The following is a 25,716-nucleotide window of genomic DNA, read 5'->3' on the forward strand; positions in this document are numbered from 1 at the left end:
ATTACAGTTTTTTTAAATAAAATTCAAAAAAGCAATCCCTACTTTTAATTCTTAACTATTAATTATTAATTATTAATTTTTAAAACTGATCTAAAAATCTCATATCACTTTCATATAATTGCCTTATATCATCTATACCTAGTGTTTGCATAACAATTCTATCAAGACCCACACCAAAAGCAAAACCACTGTAAACTTCCGGATCAATTCCGCAGTTTCTAAGCACCTGTGGATGAACCATACCACAACCATACATTTCTATAAAGCCTTCACCCTTACAAACCTTGCAGCCTTCTCCACCGCAGGCAAAGCAGGAAATATCAAGTTCTGCTGAAGGTTCTGTAAATGGAAAATGATGAGGTCTGAATTTTGTCTTTACATTTTCACCAAACATCTTTTTTATATACATTTCCAAAGTGCCTTTCATATCCGCGAAGGTTATTCCCTTATCAACTACAAGGCCTTCTACCTGATAAAATATAGGAGAGTGAGTAGCGTCTGCTGCATCTGACCTATATACCTTTCCTGGTGATATCATTTTTATAGGTGGCTTTTGACTTAGCATAGTCCTTATTTGAACTGGTGAAGTTTGAGTTCTTAAAACCATATTATCATTTATATAGAATGTATCCTGTTCACCTCTAGCAGGATGATTTTTAGGGATATTCAGCATCTCAAAATTGTATTTATCGTATTCAACTTCCGGGCCCTCTTCTACTGTGAATCCCATGGAACGAAAAATCTCTTCTGTTTTCCTCAAAGTTATGTCCAGTGGATTTCTATGTCCTATCGTCTGCTTTCTACCTGGAAGAGAAATATCAATTATTTCACTGTTCAATTTTTCTTCTTTTTCTCTTTGGTTAAAGCTATCCATTGCCTCATTTATTATACCTTCTATTTTTTCTCGCACCTCATTGGCTATTTTACCTATTACCGGTCTCTCTTCCTTTGAAAGAGCACCCATACCTCTTAATATCTGTGTAAGTTCTCCTTTTTTCCCAAGGTATTTTACTCTTAATTTTTCAAGTTCTTCTTTTTTTACTGAATTCTTGAGTTCAGCAATGGCACTATTTTTAATCTCCTCTAATTTTTCTTTCATAGATTTATTTTCCTCCTAAAATAATTATTTATCAAAAAACAAAAAAACTTCTATCCCACAAAGGGACGAAGTATCCGCGGTACCACCCTAATTGACAAAAGTCCTCTCGAAAATATAACGGTTTTAACCGCTGAAGGCTACTTTCACATTTAAAAGAAATATTCTATGAAAACTGAATAAAATATGCCAATATACTGACTATATATTCTTTTAAAAATGACTTTCACCAGCAGAACTCCAGAGTGAACTTCAGCATATTTTACTTAAAAAGACTCTCAGTTTATAGTCTTTTTTCCCTGTATGGCATATGAAAATAAATAGGAAGTCAAAGATGCCACCAATATTTTGCATTCTACAAGGAAACAGGTGACCATGATAGTGAGCTATCTGAGGGTTCTGTTGAGGTCGTAGAATTCAAAATAGGCTAGCATACTGACTAGTTATTTATTTGATATGCCTAAAGTAAAGTTTATACTTACTCTCTCCTTCAAAGCCTAATGCTATCTAAATAAAAATAACAATTGAAATATACAAAATTATTTTAAAAACGCCTTAAATATAAAATCACATTTATTATTATAACCATACTAAGATTTTTTTTCAACTATTTTCTGTCTAACCGCTTCAAACATCATTATTCCTGCTGCTATTCCTACATTTAACGACTCTGTATTACCTGGCATTGGTATTTTTACCTTTTCATCAGAAAGGCTGTAGATTTCTTCACTGATTCCACTGCCTTCATTCCCCACTACAATAATTATCTTTCCAGTAAGATCTACATCATAAAAATTATATTCTGTATCCAAAGAACTGGTTACAATTTTAAAGCCCTGCTGTTTTAAACTTTTTACATGCTTTAAATCTTCATCTAGTATTATGGGTATTTTAAATATAGAACCCATAGTGGATCTAAGTGCTTTGCCATTATATATATCTACAGCGCCTTTTGTTATTATAACACCCTTTGCACCGGCTGCATCGGCAGTTCTTATAATTGTTCCCATATTTCCAGGATCCTGAATCTTATCTGCCAATATATAAAATCCCTCATTGTAATCCATAATAGTTTCTTTATTACTTACCACCGCTGCAATCCCCTGTGGATTATCCGTACTGCATATACTCTTTAATATAGACTCAGAAACCTTAATAAGTTTAGTATCATCCTTTACCTTCTCATTTAACCTAAGCTTCTTGAATTTTTCTTCTATTGTTTCACTAATTATAATATAACATACATGAAATTTTGAATCCAAAGCTTCTGAAACAAATCTAAAGCCCTCCACTATAAATTTATTATAAAGATTCCTATATTTTTTTTCCTGTAATTTTTTTATTTCTTTAATTGTTGAATTATCCTTACTTTTTATTACTTCTAACAAAATTATATCAATCCTCACTTTTATTTTTGAGAAGTCTATTTATCTTATGACTAGCCCATTTAACACTGGTTTCAGAAATTATGTTTATAAAAAAACAGCCCATTAAGGCTGCATTTTTATCTATTAAGCTAATTGTTTTTTAGCTGTTTCCACTAATTCTGTAAAAGCTTTAGGATCATTTATAGCTATTTCTGAAAGCATTTTTCTGTTAAGGTCTATACCTGCTAATTTGATTCCATTGATAAATCTTGAATATGAAAGACCATTTATTCTTGTAGCAGCATTTATTCTAGCTATCCAAAGCTTTCTGAAATCTCTCTTCTTTAATTTTCTTCCAACGTATGCATTTCTTAATGCTCTGATAACACTTTCGTTAGCAGTTTTAAATAACTTGCTTTTTCCACCATAGTAGCCTTTCGCAAGTTTTAATATTTTTTTATGATATTTACGAGCATTTACAGCTCTCTTTACTCTTGCCATTTAAAAAACCTCCTTCAACCTAACTCTATTATAGGTATGGTAACAATTTCTTCATTGTCTTTTCCTGTGTTACAGAAACATATCCAGTTTTTCTTAAGTTTCTCTTTGTCTTTGTACTTTTCTTAGTTAATATGTGACTCTTAAAAGCCTTTGCTCTCTTAAGCTTTCCAGTACCTGTAAGCTTAAATCTTTTAGCTGCTGCTCTTTTAGTTTTCATTTTTGGCATAATAAATTTCCTCCCCTCGATTATGCTCTTTTAGGAGCTAAAACCATGGTCATATTTCTTCCTTCAAGCTTTGCTCTTTTTTCAATGACACAAACATCCTCTATTTTAGAAACAAAGTTGTCTAATATCTTATTGCCTTTGAAGGCATAATCTGCTTCTCTTCCTCTAAATCTAACAGTAACCTTCACCTTGTCTTCATCAAGTAAAAACTTTCTAGCATTATTAGCTTTAATTGCTATATCATGCTCTTCAATTGTAGCACTCAATCTAACTTCCTTAATCACTACTGCCTTTTGATTCTTCTTATTTTCTTTTTCTTTCTTATTTTGCTCGTATATAAACTTACCAAAGTCTATAATTCGACAAACTGGTGGAACTGCACCTGGTGATATAAGAACTAAATCCAGCTCTTGCTCTTCTGCCAGCCTTATAGACTCTCTAGTAGAAATAACTCCAAGCTGTGAATTATCATTTCCTATAACCCTTACTTCTCTTTCTCTAATCTCTTCATTAATGATAAACTTATTATTTTTACTAATAATTTTCACCTCCGAATTCATGAAAAAGAAACATGCATAGTAAATATTTAAACAAAACAAAAGGACGACAAATGCCGCCCTCAATAATAACCAAAATTTAAAATCAAACCTAACTAGCAATGCTGTAAGGTGAGAAACGGCATGTTTCTTCTTGACATAAAATATTATACTATCAATATAATATATTGTCAATAAATTTGTTAATATATTTTATCCGATGACTACCCACTCTAATACTCCCATGGCTTTTCGTAAAGTAGGAGTAAAGAGTGGCTACGTCCCTGGATAACGACTTACCCTAAAGGACAACGAGTTCTAAGTATCAAAAATACTGATACTTAGAGCTCTGTTAGTAAGCATCAGCTGAGAAAAACTCCTCCTTATGCTAAGAATTCTGTTTATATACTATTTAGTTTCTGATCTATTTCAGCATTCAACTTTAATATAAGATCTTCTACATTTAAGCTTCCCAAATCTCCATCTTTTCTACTTCTTACTGAAACATTTCCTTCTTTCACTTCATTATCACCTATTATAAGCATATATGGAATCTTCTGCAGCTGTGCTTCTCTAATCTTATAGCCTATCTTTTCATTTCTTATATCACTTTCTACTCTAAAGCCTGCATCTTTTAACATTTTAATTATTTTGTCTAGATATTCAATTTGGTTTTCTGTTATATTCATAACTTTAACTTGAACTGGTGCAAGCCAAGTAGGAAAAGCTCCTGCATAATGTTCTATGAGTATTCCTATAAATCTTTCTATACTTCCAAATACAACTCTATGAACCATTACAGGCCTATGCTTCTCACCGTCTGCACCAATATAAGTTAAGTCATATCTTTCAGGCATTTGATAATCCAATTGAATTGTACCACATTGCCATGTTCTTCCAATGCAATCTTTAAGATGAAAATCTATTTTAGGACCATAAAAAGCTCCATCGCCCTCATTTACTTTATACTTAAGTCCTGCCGAATTTAGTGCCTCTATTAATCCATTAGTAGCAATCTCCCAATCCTCATCACTTCCCATGGAATCCTCCGGTCTTGTAGAAAGTTCTACAAAATATTCAAATCCGAAAATTTTATAGAAGGAATCAATGAGCTTAATTACTCCTAAAATTTCTTCTGTAATTTGATCCTTTGTCATAAAAATATGGGCATCGTCCTGAGTAAAACATCTTACCCTCATAAGACCCTGTAATGCTCCTGATTTCTCATGCCTGTGAACAAGACCAAGTTCTCCAAGCTTTATTGGCAATTCTCTATAGGAATGTATTGAATTCTTATATACCAATATTGATCCAGGGCAGTTCATTGGCTTAATAGCATAATCATTATCATCTATTTTTGTAAAGTACATATTTTCCTTATAGTGATCCCAATGTCCAGATTGATGCCATAATTCTTCATTTAATATAATAGGAGTTCTTATTTCATCATAACCTGCTTTTGTATGCACTTCTCTCCAATAACTTTCCAGTATATTCCTAACTACCATACCCTTTGGATGAAAGAATGGAAAACCAGGCCCCTCTTCATGAATACTGAACAAATCAAGTTCTTTTCCAAGTTTTCTGTGATCTCTTTTTTTAGCTTCTTCAAGCATATTTAAATATCCATCAAGATCAGCTTTTTTTATAAAAGCTGTACCATATATTCTTTGAAGCATTTTATTTTTTTCATTACCTCTCCAGTATGCACCTGCTACAGAAAGAAGTTTAAAAACTTTTACTCTTCCAGTAGATGGTACGTGAGGGCCTGCGCAAAGGTCTGTAAAATCTCCCTGCTTATAAAAGGAAATTATCTCTCCTTCAGGTAGATCTTCAATAAGTTCTACTTTGTAGTCCTCACCCTTTTGCTTCATAAAGTCAATGGCTTCATTTCTAGGTAGTTCAAATCTTTCAAGAGGTAAATTTTCCTTTACAATTTTAGACATTTCCTTTTCTATAGCAGCCAGTGTATCCACTGTTATTGGAAAATCAGCATCAAAATCGTAATAAAATCCATTATCTATAGCTGGCCCAATAGCTAACTTTACTTTTGGATACAATCTTTTCACTGCTTGAGCTAATATATGTGAAGCTGTATGCCTTAATATCCATTTTCCATCTTCATCTTCAAAGGTTAATATTTCAAGAATAGAATCCTCATCTATTTTTGCCATTAATTCTGTTCTTTTTCCATTTACCTTGGCTCCTAAACTTTTTTTGTAGAGGCCTGTGCTGATATTTTTTGCAATATCTTCAATTTTTGTACTTTTTTCTACCTCTAAAGATTTTCCATCCTTCAGTGTAACTTTAACCATAATTACTCCTCCTAATCACTAAAAAAATAAAAACTCGCCTCAATAATGAGACGAGTTATTTCGCGGTTCCACTCAAATTAACACTGCATTTAAATACAGTATTCACTTAATATCTTAACGCCGACAAGCGAATTTAGCCTACTAAGACATTCTCCAATGCCTTAAATTCAGCAATTAACTCAAAGGTGGTTTTCAATAAATCTTATTCAAGAAGTCTCACAGCAAATGACTTCTCTCTCTTAGAACAGTGTTTACTTACTCTTCCTTTTCATTGCATTTTTACTAATATAATTTAACTAAGTTCATTCTATGCTACAAATTTATATATGTCAATAATCAAATTAAACTTTTATAAGATCTTTATTTATTTTTTCTAGTTTAGTATCTAAGCTCTCTATTTCCGCATCATCATCACAAAATTTAACTTTATCCTCAAATACATTACTTATAGTATCTATTAACTCTCTCTTCTTAAAATCATCTATATTATGAATAATTATACTCCTAGGTGCTAGAGTTATAAGCCCACTAATAATTATATCTTCCTGATTATCTTTATTATTATATTTTGTATTCTTTAATTCTTTAACCAGTTCTTCACTTATATCCTTACCACTTTTATCCTTAATAATATATTCTCCATTAATACTTGAAGATATATTAACCTCGTCTATTTTGCTTTCTTGAATATCCACAAAATATTTTAAAAGATTAATAAACTCATCATACTCTTTATCTATCATATACTTTTCCACTGCTTTATCTACTATAGCCTGAAAATCACTTTCCATTTCTTTAATTCTGAATGTAACAAAGCCCTCTATATTTATTAAAGCATTTTCATTAACACATTGAAGTATTTTTCTTGTAATTGAATTTTTTCTATTTATATAGTAAACCTCATTTTCATCTTTAATTTTACCTTCACATAAAAATGAATCTTTACATATCTTTTTTAAATCCTTTAGCTCTTCACCCTTAAGGAAAAAATAATTTTCATTTAAAAACTCTATTAATTTTTTATCATAAAATTCTTGAGACATAAATTTATATAAAAGCATACTCAAATATAAATTAAAATTGTGTTCAACCTTAGAATTAAAAATTTCATCACTGCAAAATATTTTAACGAAGTGAGTTCTATTCTCTACACTTTCTGAAATTCCCAATTTAGCTCCTTTTATTTCTAAATTTTGTTTTATATATTCTAAACCGTCTATTACATCTTCCCTTTCTCCGTTATAAACAATGTCTTTTAGAAGCACATTTCTCACTCCTTCCCCAAAATAGTATGTGTTTAACGTAAATCTATATGCTTTATTTTAAGTAAAAGTAATAAAATTATGCTAAAATAAAATAAATAAATTTTAAATTTTGAGGTATATAAAATTGAAAAATGTATTAGTAGACTTTAGAATTAGTGAAACTGAAAAGGAAAATTTATATAAAAATGGATTTGAACCCATAATAGTACCACCCAGTAAAAGCCTATATAATGCCATATGTGGCCACCCAGATATGCTTCTGCACATTATAGATAAAAAAAATATAGTAGTCCATAACACTATGGAGATGTCCTTTATTTATATTTTAAAAAATTTAAATTATAATGTAATTAAAAGCCATAATAGTCTTAAAGAAACTTATCCCTATGATATATTTCTTAATGCCATCAGCACAAATGATATATTTTTACATAATTTAAAATACACAGATAAAAATTTAATATCCATGGTTAAAGGCAAAAAATTATTAAATGTAAAACAGGGCTATAGCAAATGCTCTACGGCTTTAATAAATGATTCAGCTGCTATTACCAGTGATATAAAGATACATGATATTCTCACCTCTAATGGAGTGAAGGTTCTTCTTGTTCCGCCAGGCAATATTGAATTACCGGGATTAAATTATGGTTTCATAGGCGGTACCTGTGGCATTGTTGAAGATGGCAGTATTGCTTTTTTCGGAAACTTAGATAATTATTTATATGGAGATATGGTTTTTAAATTTTTAATACAGCAGGATGTAAAACCAATTTTCTTATCTAAGGGTAACCTAATAGATAGGGGCACACTATTTCGCATATAATTCATTAAGTTTAGATATCTTCAAAGAAATAATTAGCCAGTATGTTAGTATATTTCAATCCTACTACCTCAACAGAGTCTTTAAATATTTCCAGTAAAAAAGGAAACTTCCGAAATCTTAGGAAAACCTATCTCAAAAATAAAACAATTTCCTTAGGACAGTTATAGGACAATCCTTAAAGAAATCAACAAAAACTTAACAAATTTTAAAAACCCTTGAAAATATTAGTTTTCAAGGGTTTTTATTATGGAGGCGCCACCCAGATTTGAACTGGGGGTAAAGGTTTTGCAGACCTCTGCCTTACCACTTGGCTATAGCGCCATAATGGAGCGGAAGACGAGATTCGAACTCGCGACGTTCACCTTGGCAAGGTGACGCTCTACCACTGAGCCACTCCCGCACCGCTGGTGGCCAATCCAGGAATCGAACCAGGGACACGAGGATTTTCAGTCCTCTGCTCTACCGACTGAGCTAACTGGCCACAGTATATTAAACATAAAAATATTGGCGACCTGGAAGGGGATCGAACCCTCGACCTCTGGCGTGACAGGCCAGCACTCTAACCAGCTGAGCTACCAGGCCAATATTGGTGGGCACTACAGGGCTCGAACCTGTGACCCTCTGCTTGTAAGGCAGATGCTCTCCCAGCTGAGCTAAGCGCCCTTAATATTTAAGACAAATACTATTTTATTATATGAAATAGTATTTGTCAATATTTTTTTATTGTAAATAAGCATTATTTAGCAATTTTCTCATTTAATAATTTAATTAGATAGATTATCAAGTATATTACCTATATCTTCATGAGTAAAGGTATATGCTTTGTTGCAAAAATTACACCTTAATTCTTCTGTTTTGTTTTCATTATATATTTCTTCTAGATCTTTTTTCCCTATACTTATAAGGGCTCTCTCAACTCTCTCCTTCGTACAATCACATTTATATTCAGGCTTTATCTCCCCCACTATCTTTAAATCCATATCTTCAAATATATAATTAAGGATTTCTTCTATATTCATACCATCACTTATAAGCTTAGTTATAGGTGGTATCTCTTCTAATCTGTAAGTTATTAAATCAGCTGTAAGTTCATTATGCCCTGGCATCATTTGAATTATGAATCCTCCTGCTGCTTTAATACTTAAATCCCTATTTACTAAAACCCCAAGTCCCACTGCTGAGGGCACTTGATCAGAGGTAGTAAAATAATATGCCAGATCATCCCCTATTTCCCCTGTATATATTGGTACCTGCCCTACATAGGGTTCTCTCAAACCAAGATCCCTTATAATTGTAAGAATACCATCTTTTCCAATTATACCTGATACATCAAGTTTACCTTTACTGTTTGGAGGCAATTCAGCCTTTGGATTTCCTATATATCCCTTCACACTAGCATCACTATGAGCAGTAACAAGTACTCCCTTTGCAATTCCTCCACCATCTATTTTTAATGTAAGAGAATCGCTTTCATTTTTCATCATAGCTCCCATAAGACTTCCTGCTGTAAGCATTCTGCCCAGTGCAGCGGCAGCGGTTGCCTCACATTCATGAAATTTTATGCCCGTTTCCACCAATTCCGTTGTAGTTGCTGCTATTATTCTAACTTCTCCATCTTTTGCCGTTGCAATCAGTAATTTATCTTCCATAGTTTTCCTCCAATACTGATACTTATATTTTTGACCTAATGTGCTATCCATCTCCTATCCTCTATAGGCGGGAGATTAATAACAGATTAATATAAATGTTTCCATACAATTTATATTAATTAGATTTGTATAATTAATATTTTATTCACTACATTTTAGTATATACACTATTCTTTCCGTATTATTATCTATAGTCTCCTCTTTATAATTGTTTAATTTATTTATTACCACGAAGCCACATTCACTAAGTAAAGTTTCTATTTCGCATTCTCTATAAGCTCTTTCACTGTGCTCTTCGTCAAATCTCTTATAATCTTCACCGCTTTTTACAAAAAAGGTAAGATACATGTCCACAATTTCATTATCGAATTGATTTTCCCATATATACACAACCTCTCCATCATCATAGGTAAAAAGATTGTTCCCTATAATTTTACCGAGTTTATGATAGGAATTTATATCAAAAATAAAAACACCATTTTCCTTTAAATGTTTCCTAATGCCACTAAAATATTTTTTCAGATTGTTATCCTCTAAAATATAATTAGTTGAATCCAAACAGCAAGTTATCAAGTCAAATTTCCTATTTAGCTGCAAATTACAGATATCTTGCTTTACCAGTTTTGCCTTTATATTTGTCTTTCTAAGCTTTTTATCAGCTTCCCACAACATATCTTCGGATAAATCTACTCCCCAGATTTGTTTAAAGGCTTTGCCTATTACTTCTGTAAGATTTCCTGTGCCACAAGCCAAGTCCAAATAGCTTTCAAACTTCACATTATGACTTTTACATATATCTAGAATAGTGTTTCCCCATTTTTCATAATCTACGTCTCCATGAATGAGTTCATCATAAACATGGGCAAAATTTTTATAGCAATCCATAATAACCCCTCAAAACAGCTTAAAAAATCAGTAAGCATAATTTAATTTACATAATCTTTTATGTCTCACAAATCATTTAATAATGTTATATAACATAAAATAACAGTCACTTTACAAATGACAAAATTTATTTAAAATCCTATAGACATTATATCATACTCCAAATGTTGCTATACAACATATAATAAATAACTGCTTTACATAATCAAAAAATTCACAAGTTAAATATTATATATTTTTTCTATATAAGTCAACAAGGAAAATATACTCACTCCTTACTTTCTTGACTTTTTTCATCATAATTCTGTATATCCACATTTTTAGGTAGATGCAGCTCCTTTTTTCTCTTAGTCATTAAGCCACCTATTCTTCCCGTTTCTTCTGCTGTTAATCCGCTCCAGCCAAGTTCATCAATTTTTTCGCTGAGACCCAGCTCCTCTGCTATTTCATATTTTATATTCTCTCTTAATTTTTCCATCTCAGTCAGTTCCCTATTGGATTTAAGTTTTGCTTTTATTACTTTTTTTAAAGGTGTTTTCCCCATAACAATCGCTCCCACAAAATAATTAATAATTATTATTTAGTGTTAGCATAAAGAGAACTATATATACATTTTTATAATTAATTCATTAGTTTTAGGCATATGAAAATAAATAGTAAGTCAAAGATGCAACGTATATTTTGAAGCCTACAAGGAAACAGGTTCCGCAGATAGTGAGCTATCTAAGGGTTCTGTTGACGCGGTAGGATGCAAAATATACTAGCATACTGACTAGTTATTTATTTGAATATGCCTTATATAATTCCAACTAAATATATTTGTAAATTCTATTAAATTATAATATTATATTTATATACAATTTTATATATTATAGTTATATAATATAATGTGAAGGTTGGCTAAAATTTTTCAGGGGGATAATTGTAAAATTCATATTGTTTATCTACATATAAACTAAGAACTTATAATTACTTTTGAATATACTATTAATATAGAAAAATATATAAACCATATACTTTAGGGAGGACTATTATGAGTATATTTGTAGGCAGCGCTGTAGCTATTGTAACTCCTTTTACAGAAAGTGGAGTAGATTTAGAGAAACTTAAAGAATTAATTGAATGGCACATAAAATCTTCTACAGATGCCATAGTAATTTGTGGTACTTCTGGTGAGGCATCTACCATGACTACAGAAGAACGAAAAGAAACAATAAAATTTACAGTAGATGTAGTCAATAAGAGAATACCAGTAATTGCTGGTACAGGAAGCAATAATACCAGTGAAAGTATTAAAATGAGTAAGTGGGCAGAAAGTGTAGGAGTTGATGGACTCCTCATTATAACCCCTTACTATAATAAAACCACTCAAAAGGGATTAATTGAACATTTTAAAGCTATCAATGATGCAGTTAATATCCCCATAGTACTTTATAATGTTCCAGGAAGAACTGGAATGAATTTAAATCCTGAAACTCTATTAACCCTAAGTGATCTAAAGAATATTAAGGCTATTAAGGAAGCGAGTGGAAACATAAGTCAAATTGCAAAGATGAAGGCTCTTTGTAAAGATAGATTTGACATCTATTCGGGAAATGATGACCAAATCGTACCTATATTATCTTTAGGTGGTAAAGGTGTAATTTCAGTAATTGCAAATATTCTTCCTACAGAAATTCATGAAATGGTAATAGCTTATATAAAGGGAGATCATTCAAAAGCTCTTGAACTTCAACTGAATACATTAGCTTTATGTAATGCTCTATTTATAGAGACTAATCCAATACCAATAAAAACCGCATTAAATCTTCTTGGTTACAAGGTTGGCTCCTTAAGATTGCCTCTTTGTTCTATGAATGAAAAAAATCTTCAAATATTAAAAGATGAAATTAAAGCCTATGGCTTATCACTAAAGGAGGAATAGGTAGTGAGAATATTATTAAATGGCTGCGGCGGTAAAATGGGAAAGGTAGTAATTGAGGCAGCCAAAAAATTTGACAATGCCATAATTGCAGCAGGTATCGACAATTTTACAAAGGACTCCTTTGATTTTCCGGTATTTAAAACTATTGATTCCTGCAATGTATCTGTAGATGTAATTCTTGATTTTTCAAGACCAGATGCTTTAGAAGATATTTTAAAACTTGCCGAAAAAAATAATTTACCTGTTGTATTGTGCACCACAGGCTTCAGTGATGATCAAATTGAAAAAATAAATGCTTTCAGCAAAGAACATGCAATATTCCGTTCAGGCAATATGTCTATAGGTATAAACGTGATAAACAATATATTAAAAAATATAAGTGCATTTTTATACGAAAATTACGATATTGAAATAATTGAAAAGCATCACAATCAAAAGGTAGATGCCCCTAGTGGTACTGCTCTTTTACTTGGTGATACTATAAAAGCTGCTATTAAGGCTGATACAGTCTATGTAAATGGAAGAGAAGGCATTCACAAGAGAGAACACAATGAAATAGGCGTTCACGCCATACGCGGCGGAAGTATTGTAGGTGAGCATGAAATAATCTTTGCTGGTCAAGGAGAAACTATAGAATTAAAACATACTGCGATTTCCAGAGAAGTTTTTGCAGTAGGTGCCCTTAAGGCTTGTGAATTTATGCAAGGAAAATCAAAAGGTCTTTATAATATGGATAATGTACTGAATTCATAAAATATTTAATCATACAAAAAAGCATTTTGTATGCGTGATTTATCCGATGGCTACCCCACTAATACTTCCATCCGCCTCAAAATGGTAGTGAAGAGTGGCTACGTCCCTGGATAATCAGTTCTAAGCATAAAAAAACACTATGAAATTTAACAATAAGATTTTATTATTGATTGATTTCCATAGTGTTTTTATTGCTTTTAATTATCTTTCCTAGATTAATTATATAATATATTAAAAGCACAGACAGTTTTATACATATAAAAGAAATCCTCCAGAAAATCTGGAGGAAAACTTAATTATTTTTGTACATATGCATTTTGGAAATATAAAGTATCCATTGGGTTTCTATAAACATCCTTTACATAACTCTTTGCACATGATACTACATTATACTCATATAGTGGAATTATAGGCATATCTTTCATTAATATAGCTTCTGCCTGATGCATTTCATCATCTCTCTTTGCTACATTTGTTTCAGCTTTAGCAGCTACTATAAGTTTATCATAATCTGGATTAGTATAGCCTGCTACGTTGTTTCCAGCACCTGTTACCCACATGTCAAGGAAAGTCATTGGGTCTGCATAATCTGCTGACCATCCATTTCTAGCCATAATGTATTGATGTTTAGTTGTATCATTAAGTTGAACTGTTCTTTCAACACTTCTAAGTGTTATATCTATATTTAAGTTTTTCTTAAGCATATCCTGTACTGTCTGTGCTACACTTTGATGAAGTTGCATATTATTGTATATTAATTCAAGATTAGGGAATCCCTTACCATCCGGATATCCTGCTTCAGCTAAAAGTTGCTTAGCCTGTGCCACATCGCCCTCCGGCTTATAATACTGCTTATCTTTAAAGTCTTTTCCATTTACAAGCATGCCACTTGGAACAAAACTTGTTGAAGGAGTTTGACCACCCTTTGTAACATCTTTAACTAGTTTAGTTCTGTCTATAGCAAGAGAAATCGCCTGTCTAACCTTAACATCCTGCATAACCTTAGCAGCTGCGGGATTGATCTTAGCTGCATCTGGAGCTAAATTAAAGCTGTAGTAATTAGTTCCCAAATTTACAAAAGTTTTTGCAGTGCCATTCTTTAATAATGTAGGTATTTGTTCTGTTGGTGGATTATCTATTATATCAATCTGACCAGTCTGGAAAGCTGACATATAACTAGTTTCCTGATCTAATACTGTGTATTTCAAAGTAGTAAGCTTAATGTTTTTAGTATTCCAATAATTAGTATTTGGAACAAATGTTAAGCTATCCTTTGGCTTCCAATCCTGAAGCTTGAAGGCTCCGTTAGAAACATAAGTTGCACCTTTAGTTGCCCAATCCTTAGGATGAGCATCTACTATATCTTTTCTTACAGGCATATAAGTTTGGAATGAAGTAAGTGATAAAAAGTATGGTGTTGGATTTTCTAAATCTACATCAAGAGTATAGTCATCAGTAGCTTTAACTCCTACCTGATCTACACTTCCCTTGCCTTCATTATAAGCCTCTCCACCTTTTAAATAATACATCTGATAAGCATAGTCTGATGCAGTTTCTGGAGCTAATGCTCTCTTCCAAGCATATTCAAAGTCTTGAGCCTTAACTGGTTTTCCATCGGACCATTTAGCATCTTTTCTAAGATGGAATGTGTAATGTTTTCCATCACTACTAACTTCCCATTTTGTAGCAACTCCTGGGATTGGCTGATTTTTTGTATCCACATCAGTTAATCCTTCAAAGGCATTGGCAATTACTGTAGCACCTTCTACGGAGCTGTTAAGACCTGGATCAATAGTCTTAGGATCTGCACCTAAATTATAAGTTATTTTTTGTTCTGTTTTTGTTGTGCTGCTAGTATTACTTCCGCAACCGCTCAATAGTGTTCCCACTATTGCTGCAGACATAACCAATGCACATAATCTTGATTTTTTACTCTTTAGCATAAGATTTCCCCCTTAATACATTTTTTATTTTTGTTATTTTTGTTAGTATATTCAATCAGTACTTTAATTATACATTTATAACTAGCATACTGGTTCAATCAAAATTTAATATAAATGACAGGCTACACAGTGACCATTACCCTGATCTTTCAATTCTGGCTCTAATTCTTTGCAAATTGGCTTAGCATAGCTGCATCTTTCTCTAAACCTGCAGCCTGGTGGCGGATCAATTGGAGATGGTATTTCTCCCTGCAACATAATCCTCTTGTTATTTGCTGCAGCATCAGGATCCGGTATAGGTATAGCTGAGAGCAGCGCCTGAGTGTATGGATGAAGCGGATTCTTATATAATTCATTACTCTCTGCTATTTCCACCAATTTTCCCAAATACATAACACCAATTTTATCTGATATATGTTTTACCATGGATAAATCATGGGCTATAAACAAGTAAGTGAGGCCTAAATCATTTTGAAGGTCTTCAAGCATATTGACTACCTGTGCCTGTATGGAAACATCTAAGGCTGATATAGGTTCATCACACACAATAAATTCAGGTTGCACTGCCAGTGCTCTAGCAATACCAACTCTCTGCCTTTGCCCACCTGAGAACTCATGAGGATATCTGCTGGCATGATCAGTATTTAGCCCAACCCTACTGAGAAGATAATGCACTCTTTCATTTCTCTCTTTTTTATTCATTAATTTATGGATATCTATGGCTTCACCAACTATATCTCCTACAGTCATTCTAGTATTTAATGAAGCGTAGGGATCCTGGAATATCATTTGCATCTTTCTTCTATAGGGAATCATTTCCTTTGGAGAAAGCTTTGCAATATCTTTACCATCGTATATTATCTCACCACTTGTTGGTTCATAAAGCTTAATTATAGTTCTGCCTATAGTAGTTTTACCACAACCAGACTCACCAACAAGTCCCAAAGTTTCACCTTTAGCTATAGAAAAAGAGACATTATCTACTGCTTTAACCAAGCTCTGTTTATTTCCCATTAAACCCTTTTTTATAGGAAAAAACTTCTGTAAATTATTTATCTCTAATAGTGTTTTTTTATCGCTCATTATTTATTCCTCCCTGTATCAGGCGTAACCTTAGGTGCATCAGGATGATTTAACCAACATGCAGAATAATGACCTTCATCTATTTTAAAATTTTCTGGTCTATTGTCTATACAAATTTTCATGGCATATTCACACCTTTGAGCAAAAGGACAGCCCTTAGGTGGATTCAATAAATCTGGTGGATTACCTTCTATAGGCTTTAATCTCTCTTTTACATCCTCTTTAGGATTAGGTATACTCCTTAAAAGCCCCCAGGTATAAGGATGTTTAGGATTATAAAATATATCTCTACTAGTTCCACTTTCTACAACAGTACCACCGTACATAACATTTATTCTATTACATACGTCAGCCACAACTCCCAAATCGTGAGTTATGAGAATAATAGACATATTTAATTTTTCCTTAAGATCCTTCATAAGTTCAAGTATTTGTGCCTGTATGGTAACGTCCAGTGCAGTAGTTGGTTCATCTGCTATTAAAAGCTTAGGGCCACATACAAGAGACATGGCAATCATAGCTCTTTGTCTCATACCACCAGAAAATTCATGAGGATATTGTTTTATTCGCTTTTCCGGGCTTGGTATACCTACTAGCGTTAGCATCTCTATAGCCTTCTTAGTTGCCTCAGCTTTACTTAATTTTTTATGCTTGATAAGTGGTTCTATAAGCTGATTCCCTATGGTAAATACAGGATTCAAAGAGGTCATTGGATCCTGGAATATCATGCTTATTTCATTTCCTCTAATCTTCTCCATTTCCTTTTCTGAAAGCTTAGTTAAATCCTTGCCTTCAAACAGTATTTCTCCCTCTTTTATCTCTCCGTTATCTTCAAGTAAACGCATTAGCGACATCATAGTTATACTTTTTCCACTGCCGGATTCACCAACTATTCCAATGGCTTCTCCTTTATATAAATCAAGACTTACACCTCTTACCGCCTTAACTTCTCCCACATGAGTATGAAATGAAGTGTGTATATTATTAATTTGGAGTAACTTTTCCATTATAATCCTCCTATTATTTTCTCATCTTTGGATCAAGGGCATCCCTTAGTCCATCGCCTAATAAATTAAACGCTAACATTGTAATACATATTGCCATTGCCGGGAAAAACAATTGGAAAGGATAAAGCTGATAGCCTTCCAATGCATCTGATGCCAAAGTTCCCCATGACGCCATAGGTGCTGGAACTCCAAGTCCTATAAAGCTTAAGAAAGCTTCCTGAAAAATAGCGTCAGGTACTGATAACGTCAACGTAACTATTATAGGTCCCATACAATTTGGAATTAAATGCTTTAACAATATTCTAAATGGAGATGCCCCCAAAGTTTTAGCCGCCAAAACGAACTCCTGTTGTTTAAGAGACATAACCTGTCCTCTAACAATTCTAGCCATGGTTATCCAAAAGGCCACCGCCAAAGCTATAATAATACTTTTAAGTCCCGTTCCCAATACAACCATAAAAAGTATTACATATATAGTTATAGGAATTGCATATATAGCTTCAACTATTCTCATCATTATATTATCTACTCTACCACCAAAATATCCTGATATACCACCATATACAACCCCAATTACAATACTCAAAATGCTGGCAACATACCCAACTGTAAGAGATATTCTCGCTCCGTACAAAACTCTTACAAAAGAATCTCTACCAAATTTATCTGTTCCAAACCAATGCGCCGCACTAGGACCCTGATTTGCAATGGCAAAATTCTGTGTATGATAATCATATTTTGAAAACATTGGTCCAAATATGGCAAGTAGTGTAACTAAAATAACTACTATCAATCCCAGCATAGCAAGTTTATTTTTTTTGATTCTCATCCAAACATCCTGCCAATAAGTAAGACTTGGTCTTACCACTTCATTCTTAGCCTTCTCCTTATTGGGAATTCTTTCAAACATATCCTTTGGAAATTCCATTTTTGTTCCTCCCTTAATTCTCCAGTTTTATTCTAGGATCAATAACTACATATAATATATCAACTATAAAATTGGCAACTATTAATAATGTACAGAAAAATATAGTAACTCCTAATGTAGTTGAATAATCTCTATTACCGATACTTTGAACAAATTCTTTACCTAGTCCAGGTACTCCGAAAAGTGATTCAATTATAAAACTTCCAGAAAGAACACTGGCAATTAATGGTCCCAAATAAGTTATAAGTGGTATAAGTGAGTTTCTAAGAGCATGTTTAACTATAACTTTTCCCTTTGAAAGTCCCTTTGCCTTTGCTACTCTTATATAATCCTGTCTAACTACTTCTAATAAACTTGATCTTACCAGTCTTGATATAAAGGCAGTAGAATATCCAGAAAGAGCTACTGCTGGAAGTACCATATATTGTGGTCCATCAAAGCCTACTGCTGGGAACCAGCCAAGCTTTACAGCAAAGAAATATATAAATATTGTTGCCATTACGAAGCTGGGAATAGTAACTCCCACAGTTGAAATAATCATACAGAGGTTGTCCTGCCATTTGCCCTGCTTCAGGGCTGCAATTATACCCATAATTAAACCAAATATAACAGAAATTCCAACAGCAGCAAATCCAAGTTTAGCGGAAGCAGGAAAGGAATAAGCAATTACATCATTTACCGTTCTTCCTTCATACATCATAGAAGGTCCTAAATCACCATGTATAAGATCTTTAAGGTACATACCATATTGCTGGCTTAAAGGTTTGTCAAGACCAAACTTCGCCTCTAAATTTGCCTTAATTGCCGGCGGTAATACTTTCCCTCCATCAAAGGGACCACCCGGTACTGCGTGCATTAAAAAAAATGTTGCGGTTATTACAACCCAAATGGTTATAATACTAGATACTAATCTTTTCAAGATATACTTGAGCATATTTTTTCCTCCATTTTAATAATTTATAATTAACTATATAAATTCTCATTAATTACAATTAATGAATTTTTTATATTTAATTGTATTCATCCTCTTAACTGATCAGAATATCAAATTAATAATTTTTATATAACGATAATGATAATATAATAATTATTAATTTTTGTCAAGATAATAAATAATTATAACACTTAAAATAAAATCTATTTTTTTTAACAAATTATCAAAATAAAACATTATCATTTAACATACTCGTAAAATTCAATGTAAAAACTTGCAATTAAGATTTTTGTCGTATTTTAAAGAAAATATAAACTACAGTAATTATATATGATTACTTTGTTATAATAAATATGAAATGCATAAATTTAATTACTGCATTATATATTATATATAGCATATATAATATATATTTATTCAGATAAAAAAATTACTATACTATAAAATACATTTAAGATTGCACAATAGAAGTATTTTAAAAGTATAGTAATTTTTACAGAATAATTATCATCCTTCAATTTATTTATTCAATATCTTTTCAATCCTATCAAAGGCCTCTTCAAGCTGTTTTTCACTATATGCGTAGGAAATTCTTATATATCCTTCCCCACCCTCTCCAAAGGCTGAACCAGGTACCACTGCTACCTTTGCCTGCTGCAGAAGTTTATCACAAAACTCTTCGCTGTTAGAAGCAAATTTTTTAATTGAAGGAAATATATAAAATGCACCTTTAGGTAATTCTACCTGAAACCCAAGCTCAATTAATCTTTTGTACGCATAATCCCTTCTTAATGCGAACTGTGCTTTCATGTTTTCAACATCTTTCATAGAATTTCTAAGTCCATGAAGTACGCCATATTGTACTATGGATGGTGCACAGGAAACATTATATTGATGAATCTTAATTATGGAATCCATATACTCATTAGCAGCACATACATACCCTATTCTAAGTCCTGTCATTGAAAACATCTTTGAAAATCCATTTACTACTATAACCTTATTTTTTATATCTTTAAACTGAGCAATAGAATAGTAATTTTCTTCAAAAGAAAGACAACTGTACATTTCATCCGTAATAACTATTATATCTTCAGCTTTAACTATTTCGTAGAGTTTATCTCTTGCTTCTTTGCTTAGAACTGCGCCTGTAGGATTAGAAGGATATGAAAGTACAAGAAGTTTTGGTTTCTCCTGGTTTATAATATTTTTTAAGCTTTCGAAATCAATGGAGAAATCCTCTTTATTTAAATCATAATTAATAATTTCTCCACCTAATAGTTTAACACAGCTTTCATAGGCTGGATAAGCAGGAGTTGGAATAAGCACTTTATCTCCTGGATTTATAAATGCAGCAAATACATCCATAAGTCCTTCGCTTCCACCAACTGTAATGCAAATTTCATCCCTATCATAGCTTATATCCTGATTATTTAAAAAATTACTTATCTCCTGTCTTAGTTCCACTATGCCCGCATTAGATGTATATACTGTTTTATCCTCATTTATAGCCTTTATCATAGCTTCCTTTATTCCATCTGGCACAGGAAAATCAGGCTGCCCAAGAGTCAATGATATTGCACCCTCTACTTTCACTACTTTATTATAGAATTTTCTTATACCAGAAAGTTCTATACTGTTAACATTATCAGAAATTTTACTTTTAACCAAAAATCTCACTCCATTTCAATAAAGCATCTAAAAAAATGGCAAATTAAAGATGCCTAATATATCATTATTAATAATTATACAATATAATGTAATAATAACAACAAATCTTGTGTTTTATTTTAAAATGCACTTTAATTTATTATTAATATTTATTATAATGATTTAATGTATAGTAATACACTTATATAGCAAATTACTACTATATAGCATACTTTTTAGGAGGAATTTAAATGAACTATGATTTAACAGATCCGTATGAAATTGCACGATACATAAAAGAAGCTAAGAAATCAACACCAGTGAAAGTTTACGTTGATGGTGATTTATCTGGCTCTACTCAGGAAAACATAGAAATATATGGTACACAAAATTTCTATGTCATCTTTGGTGAAAGTTCCACTGTATCAGAATTTATAGTGAGTAACAAAGATAAAATTAAAAAATTCAGATTAGAGCAGGATAGGAGAAATTCAGCTATACCTCTTATGGATATAACAGGAGTTGATGCAAGAATAGAACCTGGTGCCATTATACGAGACAAAGTAAGCATTGCTAAAAATGCAGTTGTAATGATGGGAGCAGTTATAAATATTGGTGCAGAGATAGGTGAAAGCACCATGATTGATATGAATGCAGTTGTAGGTGCAAGAGGTAAAATTGGTAAAAGAGTTCATCTTGGTGCTGGAGCTGTAGTTGCTGGTGTACTTGAACCACCAAGTAAATCCCCTTGTGAAATTGGTGATGACGTATTAATTGGAGCCAATGCAGTTATTCTTGAAGGAGTAAAAATAGGTAATGGTGCCGTAGTTGCTGCCGGTTCTGTAGTAATAGATGATGTTCCTGCCAATGTGGTTGTAGCTGGAACCCCTGCTCAAATAATAAAAAGTGTAGACGATCAAACTAAGGACAAAACTAAGATAATGGATGATTTGAGAAAATAATCTCTATGCTATTAAAAAAGATCCTATACTAAAACAAGTACAGGATCTTTTTTTACATAAAACCTTAAATTGCATTTTTATTAATATTACCCATGTGATAATCTTCTTCATTAAAATTTTCATCTACATTTACCACATCATTTTCAGCATCCTTATTTACCTTTTCCATTTTAGATATGGACACTTCATAAGCTGTTTTCTTTATGACTTCATTTTCTGATAACTTTTTCTGGTATTCTCTACTCTGTAGTCTTCCCCAAATTCTAATATTATCCCCTACTTTTAAAGACTCACAAAACCTTGAATTCCTTCCCCAGGCAATTGTAGGTATGTAGTCAGACTTATTGTATGCTCTGTTTACTGCTAGAAGCATATCTGCTATTTCCCTTCCAAAAGGTGTGGTTCTATAAACAGGTTTTTTGCATATATAACCATCAAGGTAAATTTGATTTGGATTTTTACTTTTTTCCGTACATATCTCAATATTTCTGGCAAATACAGTAAGTATAAGCCTATTAGAACCTTCTACAAATTTATTATAGGATCTCAGCTGACCTTCTACAATTACATCTTGACCCTCTTCTAAATTCATTCCTGTTATAAGTCTTTCTGATATGGTAACATACAATGTGTCCCTTGTATCACTGAGTCTTTGAACATCCATATTAAAAGTATAAAATCCTTCACCATACATTTCATGACTGAATTCAAGCTTTGAAGAAATTTTTCCTTCTAGATAGAGCTTATTGTTTAACATTAAATTGTCCATTTATATCCCTCTCTCCTTTAGTTTTCTATAATACTTACATTATGAATATTCATAATATGAACAAAATATAACTAAAATTAAACTTATAATTGCATTATAATCCCCCTTTTAATATATCTGAAAAGAAACAACAAGCGAGTATGCTAATATATCTCTCTATAAAACAATTCTATTATTTATTCAACTAAAATATTCACATATTCCCATGATTTATTTCCATTATAATACATTTTTGATTCATATTTCAATAGATTATTTTTTAATTTGTTTTCCCTCACTATTCACAGTATAGTTTTCCTTATAAATTAAGTCTGAAACCTTTACAAAGCTATATCCTTCACTTTTAAGTTTATTAATTATACGTGTCAAAGTTTCCGGCGTGTACTTTCCCGAATTATGAAATAGTATAATTGATCCTGGACTAATTTTCTTCATTACTCTGTTGTATTCTATATCTGCTCCTTGATTTTTCCAATCAATACTATCTACATTCCATTGTATACATTTATGATCTGTTTGCTCTACTACAGCAACACTGCTGTCATTATAGGTTCCTTCAGGGAATCTAAAAAGAGTAGGCCTTGTCCCTGTAAGTGCTAAAATCTTAGCATCTGCTGATGCCACTTCATTAATAATTTGATCTTTTGATATTCTTGTGAAATCAGAATGTTTGTCTGAGTGATTTCCTATTTCATGTCCTCTTTTAGCTATTTCTCTAGTCATATCTGGAAATTCATCTGCCCATCTGCCAATGACAAAGAAGGTTGCCTTTACATTTTCCTTATCAAGTACATCTAAAATTTTCGTAGTATTATCATATCCCCAGCTAGTATCAAAGGTTATAGCTACATCTTTACTTTGTGTTTCCACAGAATATATAGGAAGATTTTTACCTCCAGATAAGATAGTAGTTTTATCTCCATGATTTAATAATAAAAATGCAATAACCGCTAAAGTAAATATCACAATAATACCAATAGTAAGTTTTTTTAAAAAATTTTTTCTAATTACAATTATGTGCATAACTTTAACCTCCAAATTTTATATTCTTGTTAATCTATATTCTGTACAAGCTATTTTATGAATGTTAATAACTAAAATATAAAATTTTTTGTGGATTTATTTCTGTATTTTTATGTTATAATATATGGTGATTAAACATTAAGGAGGAAAGAAGATGTTTGACGATACCCTAGAATTAGCTGAAAACAAACTTCTTTTAATATATATTTTAAAACAAATTAAACTTCCTGTTTCTAAAAATCAATTAACGGAAATAGTATTAAAAAATAATTTTATAAATTATTTTACCCTGCAGGAATATATTTCTGAACTTATATCTGCTAATTTTATAAGTTATAATGATATAGATGGAAAACACAGATTAACAGTAACTTCAAAAGGCGATAAAGTACTTAATATGTTTTCCAATAGAGTGTCAGAGACTAAAAAAACACTTATTGATACTTACATCAAATCTAACATAATTAATATAAGAAAAGAAATAAGTTTAACTGCCAATTACACTTTAGCTAATAATGACAGCTTCACAGTAAATTTAAAGGCTACAGAAAATGAAATTACTCTTATAGACCTTAAACTAAATGTAGTATCAAATAAGCAGGCAAGGGATCTTTGTTCAAAATGGAAAAATAATTCTTCAGAGCTGTATACAAAAATAATAAATATATTAATAGATGATTAAAAGAGCAGCATTCCCGTTGGCTCTTTTCCTATACAGATTACCTTTTTATTACAGTCATTGAAATTTATGCACAGCAATAAATTATTATAGTTATCACCAATATAGATATTTTCTCTATCTTTAATAATTCCTCTAGGCATTCCACCTACATCTATTCTACTTATTTCAATGAAATTTTTTAAATCTATTATACTAATAGTGCCATCTCCAAAATTTGATACAAAGCACATTTTTTTTTCTATGAACATATCCACTGGTGAATTGCCTACTGGTATCCTATGCAGTATTTTTAAGTCCTTTGAAGAAAATATACTTATATTTCCACACTCATCAGAACCTATATTGCTTTCGCAAACAAAAATCATCTTTCCATCTTCACTAAAAAGTGCCTTTGTTGGATATTTTCCAACTCTAACATTGCTTATATTATCGTTATTTTCATATTGAAAAAATGTTATGCTATCGCTATTCATATTGGATACAACAATGCCTTTGAAAATTTCATGTATATCAATACTATGTGGCATGTCTCCACAGGGAATTTCTTCTTCAATTTGATTTTTTTCAAGACTGTAGTTTACTATATTATTTATATCTCCACAAACAACGAAAGCATTATGTTTAATAACCTTAACATCGTTACAATTCATGCCTACAAAAAAATCTTTTTCAACTTTCTTTTTCTCTATATTTATTAGTGACAGCGAATTACTGTAATTATTTGCCACCAATAATTTATCATTGTATACACATATACCATGTGGTCCAATTCTATCAATATGATTTTGCTTCAAAGAAATTTCTCCAACTTTCCCAAATATACTAGTATCAACTATGGAAATACTATCCGAATATCCATTACAAATAAACAAGTTCTTCAAAATACCTCCCCCTCCCTACATTTTATAATATGTAAAACTTCTCTATTGTGCCATTGAGTTATTGACAGTATTTAATTTTTTAGTATATATTATAAAAGAGTTAAAATATTTAAAGAAATCAATCAGTAATATAAGAAAAGTGCGAAATAACTTGATAGTTAGTTCGTTTTTTCTCACAAATAAGAATTGAAATTTAATATATCTGACTTGTACTATTTAGAAAGGTGGAAAATTTAATGTACACATATAAAACTAAGGGTGTCTGTTCAAGAGAAATAAAATTTGAAGTAAAAGATAATAAGATTACTGAACTTTTATTTATAGGTGGATGTGATGGAAATCTTCAGGGACTTTCAAGATTGGTAGAAGGACTTGATATAAGTGACGCTATAAATAAACTAAAGGGCATAGACTGTGGTGGGAGAGGTACTTCTTGTCCTGATCAATTATCAAAAGCTCTTGAAACTTACATTAAAAGCAATAATTAAAAAAATCCTCACCATAAAGTGAGGAT

General features: G+C 31.8%; 25 protein-coding genes, 5 tRNA genes and 2 other annotated features. Of the genes, 6 read left to right on the forward strand and 24 right to left on the reverse strand.

Annotated features, from left to right (window positions below):
* Positions 1–79: 79 nt before the first annotated feature.
* The 7 genes from pheS to ytxC form a co-directional block, all read right to left on the reverse strand.
* Entirely contained in the window at positions 80–1,099 is a 1,020-nt protein-coding gene (pheS, locus tag CLOPA_RS14550; protein ID WP_015616199.1) for a phenylalanine--tRNA ligase subunit alpha, read from the reverse strand.
* Positions 1,100–1,686: 587 nt separating this feature from the next.
* The gene (locus CLOPA_RS14555; RefSeq protein ID WP_015616200.1) at positions 1,687–2,484 is read right to left on the reverse strand and encodes a TrmH family RNA methyltransferase; all 798 of its coding nucleotides are present in this window, start codon (positions 2,482–2,484) and stop codon (positions 1,687–1,689) included.
* A gap of 123 nt (positions 2,485–2,607) precedes the next feature.
* The gene (gene rplT, locus CLOPA_RS14560; RefSeq protein WP_015616201.1) at positions 2,608–2,964 is read right to left on the reverse strand and encodes a 50S ribosomal protein L20; all 357 of its coding nucleotides are present in this window, start codon (positions 2,962–2,964) and stop codon (positions 2,608–2,610) included.
* A gap of 28 nt (positions 2,965–2,992) precedes the next feature.
* Positions 2,993–3,190, reverse strand: coding sequence for a 50S ribosomal protein L35 (rpmI, locus tag CLOPA_RS14565; RefSeq protein WP_003443614.1), 198 nt, complete (start codon positions 3,188–3,190; stop codon positions 2,993–2,995).
* A gap of 20 nt (positions 3,191–3,210) precedes the next feature.
* Entirely contained in the window at positions 3,211–3,738 is a 528-nt protein-coding gene (gene infC, locus CLOPA_RS14570) for a translation initiation factor IF-3 (RefSeq protein ID WP_041711509.1), read from the reverse strand.
* Positions 3,739–3,779: 41 nt separating this feature from the next.
* Positions 3,780–3,888 (reverse strand) — a sequence feature (ribosomal protein L20 leader region).
* A 239-nt stretch (positions 3,889–4,127) separates the two neighbouring features.
* Entirely contained in the window at positions 4,128–6,041 is a 1,914-nt protein-coding gene (gene thrS, locus CLOPA_RS14575) for a threonine--tRNA ligase (RefSeq protein ID WP_015616203.1), read from the reverse strand.
* A gap of 43 nt (positions 6,042–6,084) precedes the next feature.
* Positions 6,085–6,322, reverse strand: a binding site (T-box leader).
* 60 nt (positions 6,323–6,382) lie between these two features.
* The gene (ytxC, locus tag CLOPA_RS14580; protein WP_015616204.1) at positions 6,383–7,306 is read right to left on the reverse strand and encodes a putative sporulation protein YtxC; all 924 of its coding nucleotides are present in this window, start codon (positions 7,304–7,306) and stop codon (positions 6,383–6,385) included.
* 124 nt (positions 7,307–7,430) lie between these two features.
* Here ytxC and CLOPA_RS14585 point away from each other — a divergent pair, with 124 nt between their 5' ends.
* Positions 7,431–8,129: a DUF6873 family GME fold protein gene (locus tag CLOPA_RS14585; RefSeq protein WP_015616205.1), complete on the forward strand. Its 699-nt coding sequence runs from the start codon at positions 7,431–7,433 to the stop codon at positions 8,127–8,129.
* 247 nt (positions 8,130–8,376) lie between these two features.
* On the opposite strand, the gene CLOPA_RS14590 is transcribed toward CLOPA_RS14585, so the two are convergent.
* From CLOPA_RS14590 to CLOPA_RS14625, 8 genes are all read right to left on the reverse strand, one after another.
* Positions 8,377–8,450, reverse strand: a tRNA-Cys gene (locus tag CLOPA_RS14590).
* Positions 8,451–8,454: 4 nt separating this feature from the next.
* A tRNA-Gly gene (locus CLOPA_RS14595) sits at positions 8,455–8,529 on the reverse strand.
* A 5-nt stretch (positions 8,530–8,534) separates the two neighbouring features.
* A tRNA-Phe gene (locus tag CLOPA_RS14600) sits at positions 8,535–8,610 on the reverse strand.
* A 24-nt stretch (positions 8,611–8,634) separates the two neighbouring features.
* Positions 8,635–8,711: transfer RNA gene (locus CLOPA_RS14605), tRNA-Asp, on the reverse strand.
* Between the two features lie 5 nt (positions 8,712–8,716).
* Positions 8,717–8,792, reverse strand: a tRNA-Val gene (locus tag CLOPA_RS14610).
* A 101-nt stretch (positions 8,793–8,893) separates the two neighbouring features.
* Positions 8,894–9,778 (reverse strand): Hsp33 family molecular chaperone HslO, encoded by an 885-nt coding sequence (gene hslO, locus CLOPA_RS14615; protein WP_015616206.1) that lies wholly within the window; start codon positions 9,776–9,778, stop codon positions 8,894–8,896.
* A gap of 141 nt (positions 9,779–9,919) precedes the next feature.
* A complete protein-coding gene (locus CLOPA_RS14620) occupies positions 9,920–10,663 on the reverse strand; it encodes a class I SAM-dependent DNA methyltransferase (RefSeq protein ID WP_015616207.1) in 744 nt (247 codons plus the stop codon).
* Positions 10,664–10,931: 268 nt separating this feature from the next.
* Entirely contained in the window at positions 10,932–11,207 is a 276-nt protein-coding gene (locus tag CLOPA_RS14625) for a small, acid-soluble spore protein, alpha/beta type (RefSeq protein ID WP_015616208.1), read from the reverse strand.
* A 489-nt stretch (positions 11,208–11,696) separates the two neighbouring features.
* Between CLOPA_RS14625 and dapA the strand changes: the two genes are divergently transcribed.
* A complete protein-coding gene (dapA, locus tag CLOPA_RS14630) occupies positions 11,697–12,587 on the forward strand; it encodes a 4-hydroxy-tetrahydrodipicolinate synthase (RefSeq protein ID WP_015616209.1) in 891 nt (296 codons plus the stop codon).
* A 3-nt stretch (positions 12,588–12,590) separates the two neighbouring features.
* Positions 12,591–13,340: a 4-hydroxy-tetrahydrodipicolinate reductase gene (gene dapB / locus CLOPA_RS14635; protein WP_015616210.1), complete on the forward strand. Its 750-nt coding sequence runs from the start codon at positions 12,591–12,593 to the stop codon at positions 13,338–13,340.
* Positions 13,341–13,636: 296 nt separating this feature from the next.
* Here the strand turns inward: dapB and CLOPA_RS14640 are convergent, their stop codons facing one another.
* The 6 genes from CLOPA_RS14640 to CLOPA_RS14665 form a co-directional block, all read right to left on the reverse strand.
* Positions 13,637–15,283: a peptide ABC transporter substrate-binding protein gene (locus CLOPA_RS14640; protein WP_015616211.1), complete on the reverse strand. Its 1,647-nt coding sequence runs from the start codon at positions 15,281–15,283 to the stop codon at positions 13,637–13,639.
* Between the two features lie 105 nt (positions 15,284–15,388).
* Positions 15,389–16,366 carry an ABC transporter ATP-binding protein gene (locus CLOPA_RS14645; protein WP_015616212.1) on the reverse strand — a complete coding sequence of 326 codons (978 nt, stop codon included), beginning with the start codon at positions 16,364–16,366 and terminating at the stop codon, positions 15,389–15,391.
* Positions 16,366–17,373: an ABC transporter ATP-binding protein gene (locus CLOPA_RS14650; protein WP_015616213.1), complete on the reverse strand. Its 1,008-nt coding sequence runs from the start codon at positions 17,371–17,373 to the stop codon at positions 16,366–16,368. The genes CLOPA_RS14645 and CLOPA_RS14650 overlap by 1 nt, the downstream gene beginning before the upstream one ends.
* A 13-nt stretch (positions 17,374–17,386) precedes the next feature.
* Positions 17,387–18,301 (reverse strand): ABC transporter permease, encoded by a 915-nt coding sequence (locus CLOPA_RS14655; RefSeq protein WP_015616214.1) that lies wholly within the window; start codon positions 18,299–18,301, stop codon positions 17,387–17,389.
* Positions 18,302–18,314: 13 nt separating this feature from the next.
* Positions 18,315–19,235, reverse strand: coding sequence for an ABC transporter permease (locus CLOPA_RS14660; protein ID WP_015616215.1), 921 nt, complete (start codon positions 19,233–19,235; stop codon positions 18,315–18,317).
* Positions 19,236–19,754: 519 nt separating this feature from the next.
* The gene (locus CLOPA_RS14665; RefSeq protein ID WP_015616216.1) at positions 19,755–20,906 is read right to left on the reverse strand and encodes a pyridoxal phosphate-dependent aminotransferase; all 1,152 of its coding nucleotides are present in this window, start codon (positions 20,904–20,906) and stop codon (positions 19,755–19,757) included.
* A 230-nt stretch (positions 20,907–21,136) separates the two neighbouring features.
* Between CLOPA_RS14665 and dapD the strand changes: the two genes are divergently transcribed.
* Positions 21,137–21,847 carry a 2,3,4,5-tetrahydropyridine-2,6-dicarboxylate N-acetyltransferase gene (gene dapD / locus CLOPA_RS14670; protein WP_015616217.1) on the forward strand — a complete coding sequence of 237 codons (711 nt, stop codon included), beginning with the start codon at positions 21,137–21,139 and terminating at the stop codon, positions 21,845–21,847.
* Between the two features lie 64 nt (positions 21,848–21,911).
* On the opposite strand, the gene CLOPA_RS14675 is transcribed toward dapD, so the two are convergent.
* Both CLOPA_RS14675 and pdaB read right to left on the reverse strand, forming a co-directional pair.
* Entirely contained in the window at positions 21,912–22,616 is a 705-nt protein-coding gene (locus CLOPA_RS14675) for a single-stranded DNA-binding protein (protein ID WP_015616218.1), read from the reverse strand.
* Between the two features lie 252 nt (positions 22,617–22,868).
* Positions 22,869–23,639, reverse strand: coding sequence for a polysaccharide deacetylase family sporulation protein PdaB (gene pdaB / locus CLOPA_RS14680; RefSeq protein ID WP_015616219.1), 771 nt, complete (start codon positions 23,637–23,639; stop codon positions 22,869–22,871).
* A gap of 154 nt (positions 23,640–23,793) precedes the next feature.
* Between pdaB and CLOPA_RS14685 the strand changes: the two genes are divergently transcribed.
* Positions 23,794–24,321: a DUF4364 family protein gene (locus CLOPA_RS14685; protein ID WP_015616220.1), complete on the forward strand. Its 528-nt coding sequence runs from the start codon at positions 23,794–23,796 to the stop codon at positions 24,319–24,321.
* Here the strand turns inward: CLOPA_RS14685 and CLOPA_RS14690 are convergent.
* Positions 24,318–25,202: a YncE family protein gene (locus tag CLOPA_RS14690; RefSeq protein WP_015616221.1), complete on the reverse strand. Its 885-nt coding sequence runs from the start codon at positions 25,200–25,202 to the stop codon at positions 24,318–24,320. The genes CLOPA_RS14685 and CLOPA_RS14690 overlap by 4 nt on opposite strands.
* A 236-nt stretch (positions 25,203–25,438) precedes the next feature.
* Here CLOPA_RS14690 and CLOPA_RS14695 point away from each other — a divergent pair, with 236 nt between their 5' ends.
* A complete protein-coding gene (locus tag CLOPA_RS14695) occupies positions 25,439–25,690 on the forward strand; it encodes a TIGR03905 family TSCPD domain-containing protein (RefSeq protein WP_015616222.1) in 252 nt (83 codons plus the stop codon).
* The last annotated feature ends 26 nt before the right edge of the window (positions 25,691–25,716 follow it).

This window comes from Clostridium pasteurianum BC1 (assembly GCF_000389635.1).
Taxonomy (GTDB): Bacteria; Bacillota; Clostridia; order Clostridiales; family Clostridiaceae; genus Clostridium_I; species Clostridium_I pasteurianum_A.

Bases quoted from the DNA above. Each gene is read 5' to 3' on its own strand.
- rplT (WP_015616201.1), bottom strand. From the start codon at position 2,964: ATGGCAAGAGTAAAGAGAGCTGTAAATGCTCGTAAATATCATAAAAAA.
- CLOPA_RS14625 (WP_015616208.1), bottom strand. From the start codon at position 11,207: ATGGGGAAAACACCTTTAAAAAAAGTAATAAAAGCAAAACTTAAATCC.
- CLOPA_RS14695 (WP_015616222.1), top strand. From the start codon at position 25,439: ATGTACACATATAAAACTAAGGGTGTCTGTTCAAGAGAAATAAAATTT.
- hslO (WP_015616206.1), bottom strand. From the start codon at position 9,778: ATGGAAGATAAATTACTGATTGCAACGGCAAAAGATGGAGAAGTTAGA.
- CLOPA_RS14675 (WP_015616218.1), bottom strand. From the start codon at position 22,616: ATGGACAATTTAATGTTAAACAATAAGCTCTATCTAGAAGGAAAAATT.
- CLOPA_RS14640 (WP_015616211.1), bottom strand. From the start codon at position 15,283: ATGCTAAAGAGTAAAAAATCAAGATTATGTGCATTGGTTATGTCTGCA.
- CLOPA_RS14685 (WP_015616220.1), top strand. From the start codon at position 23,794: ATGTTTGACGATACCCTAGAATTAGCTGAAAACAAACTTCTTTTAATA.
- CLOPA_RS14620 (WP_015616207.1), bottom strand. From the start codon at position 10,663: ATGGATTGCTATAAAAATTTTGCCCATGTTTATGATGAACTCATTCAT.
- CLOPA_RS14655 (WP_015616214.1), bottom strand. From the start codon at position 18,301: ATGGAATTTCCAAAGGATATGTTTGAAAGAATTCCCAATAAGGAGAAG.
- CLOPA_RS14660 (WP_015616215.1), bottom strand. From the start codon at position 19,235: ATGCTCAAGTATATCTTGAAAAGATTAGTATCTAGTATTATAACCATT.
- pheS (WP_015616199.1), bottom strand. From the start codon at position 1,099: ATGAAAGAAAAATTAGAGGAGATTAAAAATAGTGCCATTGCTGAACTC.
- dapA (WP_015616209.1), top strand. From the start codon at position 11,697: ATGAGTATATTTGTAGGCAGCGCTGTAGCTATTGTAACTCCTTTTACA.
- dapD (WP_015616217.1), top strand. From the start codon at position 21,137: ATGAACTATGATTTAACAGATCCGTATGAAATTGCACGATACATAAAA.
- rpmI (WP_003443614.1), bottom strand. From the start codon at position 3,190: ATGCCAAAAATGAAAACTAAAAGAGCAGCAGCTAAAAGATTTAAGCTT.
- CLOPA_RS14650 (WP_015616213.1), bottom strand. From the start codon at position 17,373: ATGGAAAAGTTACTCCAAATTAATAATATACACACTTCATTTCATACT.
- pdaB (WP_015616219.1), bottom strand. From the start codon at position 23,639: ATGCACATAATTGTAATTAGAAAAAATTTTTTAAAAAAACTTACTATT.
- CLOPA_RS14645 (WP_015616212.1), bottom strand. From the start codon at position 16,366: ATGAGCGATAAAAAAACACTATTAGAGATAAATAATTTACAGAAGTTT.
- thrS (WP_015616203.1), bottom strand. From the start codon at position 6,041: ATGGTTAAAGTTACACTGAAGGATGGAAAATCTTTAGAGGTAGAAAAA.